This is a genomic window from Haloarchaeobius sp. HME9146 (genome assembly GCF_025399835.1).
In the GTDB taxonomy this organism is placed as follows: Archaea; Halobacteriota; Halobacteria; order Halobacteriales; family Natrialbaceae; genus Haloarchaeobius.
Window position 1 is genome coordinate 1276819 of record NZ_JAODVR010000001.1, and the last position, 11330, is coordinate 1288148.

Sequence of the window (11330 nt, forward strand, 5' to 3'; positions counted from 1 at the left end):
AGAACGGTGTGTTTCGGGCGAAAAAACACCCGACGACCGTCCCGGTCCTTAGCGTGTCGATAACAATGTTCCGGGCGTACGGAGGCTGAGTCGAGACATCTGTGTGCCGACATAGTCCGCCCAGACGAGACGTACCGCCCACGACCACGCCACGGATCCACGGGCCGCGACCGCCCGGTTGCGGAGGTGTGTACGGATGACATCGTCCCAGCGCAGCCTCGCCCTCCTCGGTATCCTGTTCCTCTTCGTCGGCGTCGCCGTCGCGGCCGTCCCGTCCGGCCCGCTCGGGGTCATGGACGGCGATAGCGGCGCAGGGACCGACGCGCCGACCAGCCAGCCAGAGACGAGTTCGGAGTCGACTGCGACGAGCACGCAGACGGCGACGGCTGGCGAGACGGACTCTGAGACCGCGACGCAGTCCTCGACGCAGACGACCACCTCGGAGGGGACGACCACGACCACGTCGGAATCGACGGCGACACGGACGACCACGACTACGTCAGAGCCGACGACGACGCAGACGACTACGACCACGTCAGAGCCGACGACGACGCAGACGACTACGACCACGTCAGAGCCGACGACGACGCAGACGACCACGACCACGTCGGAGCCGACGGCGACGCAGACAACTACCACCACGTCGGAACCGACGACGACGACGCAGACGACCACGTCGGAACCGACGACGACGCAGACGACTACGTCGACCTCAACCTCCACGTCGACATCGACGTCGACCACCACGCCCACATCGACCACCACGCAGACGACTACGACCACCTCGACATCCACGTCGACGTCGACTTCAACGTCGACCACGACCGCCACCTCGACCACCACGACGGACGATTCGACGTCGCTCGTCTCGACGGTAATCGACGTCGGCTGGTTCTTCTGACACGCTGCTGCCTTTCTCCGTCGCCGTCGAATCCCCGTAGCGCGAACATGAGCCTGCGACACGTCTCGAGATGCGTGCAGTGCAACGCTTCTCGGTCTTCCGGACGGTAGTTTAGGCGATTCCACCGTGACGGTGAGGACCGAGAGCGGGCGGGTGGTCGTCGACGAATCGCGGCGCGTCAGCCTGGGGGAGCGCTGGGTGGCGACGACGCTCCCAGAATCGGCACACGGTGACCAGTAGGACGAACTCACGGGTACGCCGGCAGAAGATGGCCAACTGGGTACGACGCTCGACACGACTCCACAGCACGACGGTAGCTACAGCTCTGGAGCAACGGTGTCCCGGTTCGGGACTGGGGGAACCGACCTCTACGTCTGTGGTTGGACCGTGGCCTGTCACGAGCAGACGGAGGATTGCGGGACCGGTGAACGAGGGTGCGAGAACAGAACGCCGCCAGGATGGGTGCGGTAGCTTCGCGAGCGGACTCTCAGTGACGCCTGCCAGTCACTCCAGGTAGCCGAGGTCGCTCAGGCGGTTCTCGACCGCCGCCTCGGGCGAGTCCCGGTCGTCCTGCGTCTCTGCGGAGCGGTACGCACGCCCGCCGACGTCCTCGACGACCGGCAACACGTCGCCGTCCATGCGTTCGTTGTACGGGACGCCGAGCGCCGACAGGATGGTCGGCGCGACGTCGAACAGGTGGGCGGCAGAGAGGTCGGCATCGGCGTCGATGCCCTCGCCCCAGGCGGTGACGATGCCGTCGAGTTTGTGGTTGAACGTCTCCGTCGGGTCGGCGAAGTACTCGCCGCGGACCTGGTCCGAGAGGAAGTAGTCGAAGTTCCGCGGGATGGTGACGATGTCGACGGCGTCCTCGGTGTACTCGCCGTCGAAGTACTGCTCCCGTGGCGCGACCTCGTCGAAGACGGGGTTGCCGTCGGGGTCGGTCACCGACCGGAGCGACTCGATGACCTCGGCGCGCACGTCGTCGTATTCGTCTGGGGGCACGATGCCCTCCGGCTCGCGCCCCTCGACGTTGAGGCGGACGCCGAGTTCGGTTCGCGAGCGAAGGTACGCGACGGAGTTGGGGAAGTCGACCTGCTTGTTCCCCGTCCGGGCCACGTCCTCGGGAGCGTATCGCATCGCGACCTCGTCGAGGTTGACCGTCTCGAGCGCCTGCCGGATGCGGCTCGCGGTGAGACCCATCTTGGCCGCGCCGGAGGCCATCTTCTCGATGAGGCCGGGCTCCCAGGAGTCGACGTCCTTGCCCTCTCGGAGCTCGTTCCGGATGGGGTTCCACGACGGCATGCCCTTGCCACCGTTCGTGACCTCGACGAAGCCCTCGTCGTCGAGGTAGTCGTTGACGCGGAACTCGTAGCCCTCGTACTTGCCCATACCGTGGTCGCTCGCCACGAACACGGTGTCCGGGTCGTGTTCTTCGATGATCTTCCGGACCTGCCTGTCCGTCTCGTCGTACACCGTCCGGATCTTCTCCCAGTCGCCTCCGAACTCGTGGAACACGGTGTCGGTCTTCTGGAACTGGACGAAGCCGAAGTCGGGCTCGTGCTCGTCGGCGAGATAACGGAACGCCTCGCCGCGCATCCGGACCAGACTGCGGTACTCCTCCATCTTCTCGGCCTCCGTGTAGTCGGTGTCGCCGCGAGAGTAGTTGGGATACACGCGGTACTCACCGAGCTCGTCGCGGACCTCCTCGAGGGTCCCCCGGGGGTGGCAGGTCGGGTCCTCCGGCCCGATGAAGCCGGGCACGATGGCACCGTCGATATCGGCCGGCGGGTGCGTGACCGGCGCGTTCACCACGACGCTGCTCATGCCGTGCTCGTCGAGGATCTCCCAGAGGGTGAGCTCGTCGACGTGGTCGGCACTACTGACGTGCCAGTCGTAGCCGTCGTAGGAGACGAAGCCGAAGACCCCGTGCTTCCCGGGGTTGACGCCGGAGTACATCGAGGGCCAGGCGCTGGGGGTCCACGGCGGAATCTGGGACTCGAGGGGGCCCACCGCACCGTCCTCGTTCAATCGCTCCAGCGTCGGAATCGTGTCCGTCTCCGCGAGCCGGTCGAACACCGGGAGACAGCCCGCGTCGATACCGATCAGCAGAACGTCGAGGCCATCATCGCTCATCGCTGCCCTCCGCGGTTCCTGTCATCGGTTCGCCGACTACTCGTGCGCCGTCGTCTCTTCGTGTCGGTACTCGTCGTCGGTTCATGTGGGTGCCTTCGGGAGAAATCCATTTTATTATCGGATACGTAAGCGACCGTCCCGGTATCGATACAATCGGCCTAAGCGCCGAAATCGGCGGAACTGGTGGGGTCTTGCCGGAACGACCATCATCGACCATCGGTGGGTAGTCGCCCCGTGCCCTGGGGGGCGTCGAAACCGGCGACCGGCCGAGCCCGTCCGGGTCGATTACTCGACGGTGACGCTCTTCGCGAGGTTGCGCGGCTTGTCGATGGGGCGGCTCAGGTCCTCGGCCGCGTAGTACGAGAGGAGCTGGAGCTGGACGTTGGCGAGCAGCCCGATCCACTCCGGCTCCGAGGACGGCACCTGCAGGTGCGCGTCGGCGAACTCCAGGGACGGGTGGTCCGCCGGTGCGACCGAGACGATGGGTGCGCCGCGGGTCTGGGCCTCCTTCGCGTTGTTGAGCGTCTTGCGGTCCTGTTCCTCGTCGCCGGTGAACACCGCGAAGACGGGCGTCCGGTCGGTGATGAGTGCGAGTGGCCCGTGTTTCAGTTCGCCCGCCGCGAACCCCTCCGCGTGCTCGTAGGTGATCTCCTTGAACTTCAACGCGCCCTCCATCGCGACCGCGTTCGCGATACTGCGCCCGATGAAGAAGTACGCGTTGTGGTCGCTGTAGCGCTTGGCCAGCCGCTTGGCGGCCGAGAAGTCGAGCACCTGCTCGATGTGCTTGGGGAGGTCCTGCAGCGACGCGAGGAACTCGTCCATGTTGTCGCGGGGGGACGCCTCAGGAACGTCCTCGAGGATACGCTGACTCAGCAGGGCGAGCGAGACGACCTGCGAGGAGAAGGTCTTCGTCGCCGCGACGCCGATCTCGGGGCCGGCTCGAATGAACATCGTCTCGTCGGACTCGCGGGCCGCCGTCGAGCCGACGACGTTCGTCACGGTGAGGACGGACGCGCCCTTCTCCTGTGCCTGGCGGAGCGCGCTGAGGGTGTCGGCCGTCTCACCGCTCTGTGTGACCGCGATGACGAGCGTGTCCTCGTCGACGATGTCCGTCTGGAGCCCGTACTCGCTGGCGCGATAGGCGTTGGCCGTGATGCCACCGTTGCTCAGCATCGTGGCACCGTACATCGCCGCGTGGTAGGAGGTCCCGCAGGCGACGAAGTGGACGTCGCCGATGTCGGTGAACGTCCCCGGCGGGAAGTCCTCGAGGACGACCTCTTCGCTCTCGGGGTCGGCCCGGCCCTGGATGGTGTTCGACAGGGCCGTCGGCTGGTGGTTGATCTCCTTGAGCATGTAGTGGTCGTAGACGCCCTTTCCGGTCTCGCTGGGGTCCCAGTCGACGGTCTGGACCTCGCGGGTGACGGGCGAGCCGCCGACGTCCGTCAGCGACAGGTCGCCGTCCTCGACGACGACGACGTCGCCGTCTTCGAGGTACATCACGTCGTCCGTGTAGTCAAGGAACGCCGGGACGTCGCTCGCGAGGTAGTAGGCGTCGTCGTCGACGCCGACGACCAGCGGCGACCCCTGCCGGGCCGCGAAGATGGAATCGTGCCCGTCGAAGATGGCGGCGATGGCGTAGCTTCCCTCGAGCTGCTGGACGCTCTTCCGGAACGCGACCTCGGGGTCGTCGGTCTTCTCGAGGTGCTCGTCGACGAGGTGGGGGATGACCTCGGTGTCGGTGTCGCTCGTGAACTCGTGGCCCCTGGCTTCGAGGTCGGCGCGAAGTTCGCTGTAGTTCTCGATGATGCCGTTGTGGACCACCGCGACGTTCTCATCCGCGGGGGTATGCGGATGTGCGTTCTCGTCGGTCGGCGGCCCATGCGTGCTCCAGCGGGTGTGTCCGATACCCATGTCTGCGCGCTTCTGCAGCGGGACCTCCTCTTTCAGCTCGGAGACGCGACCCGAGCGCTTGTGGACCTCCACACCGGACCCGTTCTGGATGGCGACGCCGGCCGAGTCGTAGCCGCGGTATTCGAGGTTCTCGAGGCCGGTGATGAGTCGGTCCACGGACCGACTGGCACCGACACACGCGATGATGCCACACATCAGTGGCTCACCTCGGTCGGGTCGTCGACCAGTACGGGCTGGTACACCCGGCGGCTCCAGAGCGGTTCGGAACGGTTCGCGTCGGCCTCGCTGACGGTGCGAGTGGTCGGTTCGGTGTCTGTATTTTCGATCATGGTTCGAGTGGTTTCCCGCCAGAGCCACGATAGGGTCGCGGGGACGATTCCAGCCTACACAACCCCGGAGGTTTACTATAGACCGGTTAAGCGAGTTGTTAGTACGGCGGTAAGCGCCGGCCTGCCATTGCAGCGTCAGACGCCGGACTGACGCGGCGTCGTTCACATCGTTCACTCGATTCACGTGGCGGCTGACTTCGGCCGGGGTGGCGTCGGACCGAGAACCGACCGGCGTCCCGGCTCGCATGGTGCACAGCACGGATTCTACGTCACGGCAGGTCCGCCAGAGTGGTTGCCGCGGTCGTGAAACAGTACGGGAGATACGGGGAGGGCGTCGACCGGGACAGTCGAGACAGCGAGAGTGTCGTGGCTGTCGGCCCCGAATGACGGGGCGGCGCTCTGACTACCTGGCTGTCGTCGCCGAGTGACCGGACAGCTCTCTGGCGACCAGCTGCCGCCGCCGCTGTCAGTACGTAGAAGACGCGACACTGTGACCGCGGTCGAAGAGACTACCAGCGGTCTCGACCGGACTGCCACCCGGCGGGTGCCGGAGACGTCAGAAGAAGGGTTTGGAGCTCTCGGGCTGGTCTTCCGGGAGGGTGATGAGGTTCTCCCGGCCGACGCTTATCTTGCGGATCTCGTCCTCGCTCTCCATCTTGGAGAGGAGCCGACTCACCTTCGACTTGGACCAGTCGGTCTGTTCGATGATCTCCTTCTGTTGGAGCCGCCCGCCGTTCTCGCGGAGGATCTGGCAGACCTTCTCCTCGTCCGTGAGAACGGGGGCCGAGGTGGGGTTCGGGCCGATGGTGTCAGGGTCGGGCGGGCCGGGCGTCCCCTCCTCGACCGCCGGGGTCTCGATACCGGGGTCGGGCGAGTCGTCGTCACGACCGACGTATCGTTCCAGCTGCCCGGGGACGGCTGCGGGTTCGATGCGCCCGGTGTAGACGAGCCGGCCGATCACGACCACCAGCACCAGGAGGCCGATGTACGCGAGTGGTGAGATGATGCTGGTCGGGTTCGACCCGATGTCGGCTTCGGTCTCGTCGCTCAGGAGGTCGCCGTCGGTGTCGGCGGCCGTCGGATCGGTGCCGAGTTCGTATTCGCGGGCGTCGCCGAGGCCGTCGCCGTCGGTGTCGGCCTCGGTGGGGTCGCTCTCCCACTTGAGTTCGTCGTAGTCGGAGATGCCGTCACCGTCGGTGTCCTTCTTCCGGGGGTTGGTCCCGAGGTTCCGTTCGGCGGCGTCCGTGAGCCCGTCACCGTCGGTGTCGGCTGCGGTCGGGTCGAGTCCGTGCTCGAGTTCGAAGCCGTCGGAGAGGTTGTCGCCGTCGGTGTCGACCGTCGTGGGGTCGGTGCCGGCCGATATCTCCTGTGCGTCACGCGCGCCGTCGTCGTCGGAGTCGGCCTCAAGGGGGTCGGTCCCGTACTCGTTGACCTCGGGGCCGTCCTCCAGGGTGTCGCCGTCGGTGTCGACCGCCGTGAGGTTCGTCCCGTGTTCCAGTTCGGCGGTGTTCGACAGCCCATCACCGTCGACGTCGCCGCTTTTCGAGAGGACGAACACCTGTACCGAACTCTCGTCGAGCACGGTCGTCTCGTTCGCGACGGTGACCGTGACGCGCTGTTTCCCGGTGCCGTTGAAGGGCCACTGGTCGGCAGAGAGCGTCACCGTCGAGCCGTTCTCGGTGACCGTCGTCTCCACACACGGTCCCGTGATGGGCTCGCCAGCGGCGGTGTCATCGGCCGTCGAACCGGAGGTGTTCGACCGGGCCTGTCTGAGACACACCTCCAGTGGCTGGTCGGCATCGTCCGTGGTGTCGGACTGTAGCTTGACCGTGACGGTCTGTTCGGCGTCCGTCCAGAGGAAGACCCGGTCGCCGCTGCCGTTGTAATCGACGACGGCGGGGCCGGACAGACCGACGTTCTGGATGCTCGTGTCGGCCGCGGGTGCGGTGCCAGCCTGTGCGGGGGAGACGGCGACGGCCCCGACGACCAGCAAGCACGCTACCAGCCGACAGAGTGTCGTTCGTCTACTCATCGCTCCAGTCGTCGCGTGAATATGTCAGGGCCATGGTCGTATACGTCTCCGTCGACAGGGGGCGACTCAGTCACTTCCCGCGGTTGGCTTGCGTGCAGAGAACGCGTTCGCACCCGAGAGGGAGCCGAACAGCGCCAGCATCCCGACCGCCAGCAGCTCGCTCGACAGGCCGACGAGTTCGAGCTGGGTTCCGAGGAACAGCATCGCGGCGACCCCGGTCGCGGCCAGGTAGTAGGAGGTCCAGTCGCGGTCGGTGTCCGTCTCCGCCGTCTCCTCCTCCGTCCCGGTCGGGTCGTCGAGGTACGGCATCAGTTCCTCGGCGAGCGGCCGACGCTCGACGATGCCGCGGTCCTGGTTGTAGTCGATGACGCCTTCGTCGTCGAGCGCGGGGAGATGGGACTGATAGAGGGCGATGTAGACGCGCTGACGCTCTTTCGATGTGAGGCGCTGTACCGTCGTGTCGTGCTCCCACGCGGCGACCTGCTCTGCGATGTCACGCATGCGGACGGGGCCGTCGGTATCCTGCAGATAGCGGAGGACGCTCCGCCGCCGGCGGTTCTGGAGCAGATGGAACATATCGTCTTTGGTGAACTCGTCGGACTCGTCGCCGAGGAGCTCGTCGGGGACCTCGTCTTCGTGTTCGCTTTCGTTTACTGCTGCACTCATTGTCTCGACCGATACATTCGGCACACCGATAATAAACGTAGAATTCTGTCCCAACAGTTCTCTTATGCTTATACTGTTTCGGACTGTTGTCAAGGGCCAAAACTGACTGAAATTGTTCGATATCGGGGGATAGAGGCGCTAAGAGCGAGGTTGATTCGGAACCCGACTAATGATAATAGTTCTGAGTTAACGGCGGAACGATTCAGCTTAAGACGGTACCAATCTGGACTGTTCTACAGGTCTCGATATGTTACATCGACCGTAGTATCTTTGGCACGTGATAACACGCCAGGCACGTCGACCACGAAGCCATCGCCGGTGAGCGCCTCGGCCATCTCGTCGACGTCGATGTCCGCGAACTCGTCGTGGCCCGTCCCGACGAGGACGCCGTCGAACGCCTCGAACGACGGGTCGGTCGTGACGGGAACGTCGAAGTTCTCCCTGATCACGTCCGGGTCGGCGTGCGGGTCGTAGGCGACCATATCGACGCCGTACTCCTCGAGGTCGGCGATGATGGCGTCCACCTCGGAGGTCCGGATGTCGCCGACGTTCGGCTTGTAGGCCACGCCGAGGACCAGCACCCGGCTCTCGCGCGGGACCGTCCCGGTGTCGTTCATCGCCCGGCGGACCAGCTCCGCGACGTGTGCGGGGACGTACTCGTTGATCTCGCGGGCCTGCATGATGAGTTCCGGGACGAACCCCTCGCGTTCGGACTGGTAGGAGAACAGGTGGGGGTCCACCGGGATGCAGTGACCGCCGACGAGGCCGGGGCGGTACTCGTCGTGGAAGTTCCACTTCGTCCCCGCGGCGTCGAGCACCGCCTGCGTGTCGAGGTCGAGGTGGTCACACGCGATGGCGAGCTCGTTCACCAGGGCGATGTTGATGTCGCGCTGGACGTTCTCGATGGCCTTCGCGGCCTCTGCGGTCTCGATGTCCGGCGCGCGATAGACGCCGGCGTCCACGATGGACTCGTACACGTCCGCGACCTGCTCGCAGACGGCCTCTGTCCGGCCGCTCACGATCTTCGTGACGTCTCGCAGGCCGCGCTTGCTGTTGCCCGGCGAGACGCGCTCGGGAGAGTAGCCGACCTCGAACTCCTCGCCCACGGTGAACCCGGAGGTCGACTCGAGTGCGGGCACGAGGACGCTCTCGGTCGCACCGGGATACACCGTGGATTCGAGCACGACGGTCGTGTCTTCGGACATGTGCTCGCCGACGGTCTCGCCGGCGCTCTCGATGTACGAGAGGTCCGGCGTTCCGACCTCGTCGACCGGGGTCGGGACGGTCAGGACGACCACGTCCGCGCGGGCGATGGACCCGGGGTCGTCGGTGAACGTTGCCTCGCTGTCGGCGATACGCTCGTCGCCGAGTTCGCCGGTCGGGTCGGTCCCGCTCGCGAGCGACTCGACCTTCTCCGTCTGGACGTCGTAGCCCACGACGGGCCGGCCTTCCTCGGCGAACGCCAGGGCCAGTGGCAGCCCGACGTAGCCCAGGCCGACGATACAGACCGACTCGGTCCGTGCGTCCTGGGGCGCGACTGTCTGGCTCACCGCTGGTCACCCCGTGCTGGCTGTGCCCGTCTCGCTACGTCCGTCGACTCGCTGTGATCGTATGCGACTCGCATCTGTACGAAACCAACCGTACGGGGCCTCCTTCGTTATAGACCGCAATAGCTCGGCTTAGCCGCGCGGTAATCGAGTCGCGAACCGTCCCATCGGTCGGAATTCGGCGTGAAACGGCCTGATTCGGCCTTATCCAGGCTATAATAATGCGGGTAGTGCCCGGGTGTACGAACGAGACCAGTCCAGAACTGGTGACCCCACCACACCCTCGCGGAGGTACCCAAGCTATGATTCCAACTGTACGCGACGACTCCGTGTCGGAGGTCCCGAACGTCCCGACACGGTTCGACGAATCGGCGAGTGACCATATCGTGTCGATGCTCCTCGACGCACTGGAGGACCGTCGGCGGATGGACGACCCACACGTCCTGGCCGTCGGCATCCAGCGTGATTCCAGCGAGCATCCCCAGGACGACGTCGCCCAGGAGACCGTCGTGAAGCTCCAGTCCCAGGACGTGGCGGTCATGGGGCTCTCGGCAGACGCCGCCGTGGACTCGCTGGGCGAACAACCCGGGTCCCCGACCGACTGTTACGACGCAATCGTCGTGTTCACACCGTTGAACGACATCGACGGGCTCTCGGTGGAGGACCTGCTCTCCGAGGAGGTCTCGGACCAGCTCCTCGTCGACGTCACGGGCACCGTCGACCCGGCACTGGTCGTCGAACAGGGCGCGATCACCGTCACCTACCGGGGGCTCTGATGTACCGGAACGCAACCATCGCGGTCGTCGTTCCGGCGTACAACGAGGAGGACCACGTCGCCGACGTTCTCACGTCCATCCCGCGGTTCGTCGACCGGGTGTACGCCATCGACGACCAGTCGACCGACGACACCTGGGACGAGATCTGCCGCGTCGTTTCCGAGACCGTCGACGCGGCGTCCGGGAGCGAGGATACCCCGGACGACGCGGAGGACACCCCGGACGGCGCGAGCGACTCCCGCGTCGAAAACGCCGTGCAGTCTGTCACCGACGGCGGGACCGTGCCGCCCGACATCGTCCCCATCCGGCACGAGGAGAACCAGGGGGCCGGCGGCGCGCTCAAGACCGGCTTCAAGCGCGCACGCGAGGAGCAGATGGACGTGACCGTGACCCTGGACGCTGACGGCCAGATGGACCCCGACCAGATGGACGCCCTCGTCGAACCGGTCGCGACCGGCGAGGCGGCCTACGCGAAGGGGAACCGGCTGGCCGATAGCGAGTACCGCGAGTCGATGCCGACGTTCCGGCTGGTCGGCAACTGGCTGCTCTCGGTCCTCACGAAGATCGCGAGCGGCTACTGGGGCGTCATGGACTCACAGAACGGGTACACGGCGATTTCCCACGAGGCGCTGTGCGCGCTGGACATAGAGGCGCTCGGCGACGACCACCAGTACACCAACGACATCCTCGTCCACCTCAACGTCGAGGAACTCCGCGTCGTGGACGTGCCCATGGAAGCAGAGTACGGCGACGAGGAGAGCACCATCTCGCTGACGGGCTTCGTCCCACAGACCTCGTTCGCGCTCTTGCACGGGTTCCTGTGGCGACTGAAGGAACGCTACCTGGCCCGGAACTTCCACCCGCTGTCGCTGTTCTACGGCCTCGGCGTGGTGGCGGTGCTGGCCGGGATCGCCCGGCAGCTGTTCCGGCGCGACGACGACGGTTCGCTGCTGTTGACGATGCAGGGGGCCTTCCTCGTGCTGATGGGCATGGTGCTCGACCGTCGCGAGAACCAGCGCGAGGGGGGTGAGTGAC

Annotated in this window: 9 protein-coding genes; 2 read left to right on the forward strand and 7 right to left on the reverse strand. The window is 65.8% G+C overall.

Going from position 1 to position 11330, the window contains the following annotated elements; genetic code table 11:
• Window positions 1-48: 48 nt before the first annotated feature.
• The 7 genes from N6C22_RS06520 to N6C22_RS06550 form a co-directional block, all read right to left on the reverse strand.
• On the reverse strand, window positions 49-822 hold the full coding sequence (locus tag N6C22_RS06520) for a hypothetical protein (RefSeq protein WP_261650285.1): 774 nt from the start codon (window positions 820-822) through the stop codon (window positions 49-51).
• Between the two features lie 583 nt (window positions 823-1405).
• Window positions 1406-3034, reverse strand: a complete 1629-nt coding sequence (locus tag N6C22_RS06525; RefSeq protein ID WP_261650286.1) for an alkaline phosphatase family protein — start codon at window positions 3032-3034, stop codon at window positions 1406-1408.
• Window positions 3035-3319: 285 nt separating this feature from the next.
• Window positions 3320-5140, reverse strand: coding sequence for a glutamine--fructose-6-phosphate transaminase (isomerizing) (gene glmS, locus N6C22_RS06530; protein ID WP_261650287.1), 1821 nt, complete (start codon window positions 5138-5140; stop codon window positions 3320-3322).
• Window positions 5140-5274 (reverse strand): hypothetical protein, encoded by a 135-nt coding sequence (locus tag N6C22_RS06535; protein ID WP_261650288.1) that lies wholly within the window; start codon window positions 5272-5274, stop codon window positions 5140-5142. The genes glmS and N6C22_RS06535 overlap by 1 nt, the downstream gene beginning before the upstream one ends.
• Before the next feature lie 556 nt (window positions 5275-5830).
• Complete coding sequence (locus N6C22_RS06540; protein ID WP_261650289.1) at window positions 5831-7306, reverse strand: hypothetical protein; 1476 nt, start codon at window positions 7304-7306, stop codon at window positions 5831-5833.
• A gap of 66 nt (window positions 7307-7372) precedes the next feature.
• Entirely contained in the window at window positions 7373-7972 is a 600-nt protein-coding gene (locus tag N6C22_RS06545; protein WP_261650290.1) for a hypothetical protein, read from the reverse strand.
• 233 nt (window positions 7973-8205) lie between these two features.
• Entirely contained in the window at window positions 8206-9522 is a 1317-nt protein-coding gene (locus N6C22_RS06550; protein WP_261650291.1) for a nucleotide sugar dehydrogenase, read from the reverse strand.
• Window positions 9523-9821: 299 nt separating this feature from the next.
• On the opposite strand from N6C22_RS06550, the gene N6C22_RS06555 reads away from it, so the two are divergent.
• Window positions 9822-10295 carry a hypothetical protein gene (locus tag N6C22_RS06555; RefSeq protein WP_261650292.1) on the forward strand — a complete coding sequence of 158 codons (474 nt, stop codon included), beginning with the start codon at window positions 9822-9824 and terminating at the stop codon, window positions 10293-10295.
• Window positions 10295-11329, forward strand: coding sequence for a glycosyltransferase family 2 protein (locus N6C22_RS06560; protein WP_261650293.1), 1035 nt, complete (start codon window positions 10295-10297; stop codon window positions 11327-11329). The genes N6C22_RS06555 and N6C22_RS06560 overlap by 1 nt, the downstream gene beginning before the upstream one ends.
• Window position 11330: the final 1 nt, after the last annotated feature.

Coding starts and splice junctions, on each gene's coding strand:
- N6C22_RS06525 (WP_261650286.1), bottom strand. CDS start 3,034: ATGAGCGATGATGGCCTCGACGTTCTGCTGATCGGTATCGACGCGGGC.
- glmS (WP_261650287.1), bottom strand. CDS start 5,140: ATGTGTGGCATCATCGCGTGTGTCGGTGCCAGTCGGTCCGTGGACCGA.
- N6C22_RS06535 (WP_261650288.1), bottom strand. CDS start 5,274: ATGATCGAAAATACAGACACCGAACCGACCACTCGCACCGTCAGCGAG.
- N6C22_RS06540 (WP_261650289.1), bottom strand. CDS start 7,306: ATGAGTAGACGAACGACACTCTGTCGGCTGGTAGCGTGCTTGCTGGTC.
- N6C22_RS06545 (WP_261650290.1), bottom strand. CDS start 7,972: ATGAGTGCAGCAGTAAACGAAAGCGAACACGAAGACGAGGTCCCCGAC.
- N6C22_RS06555 (WP_261650292.1), top strand. CDS start 9,822: ATGATTCCAACTGTACGCGACGACTCCGTGTCGGAGGTCCCGAACGTC.
- N6C22_RS06560 (WP_261650293.1), top strand. CDS start 10,295: ATGTACCGGAACGCAACCATCGCGGTCGTCGTTCCGGCGTACAACGAG.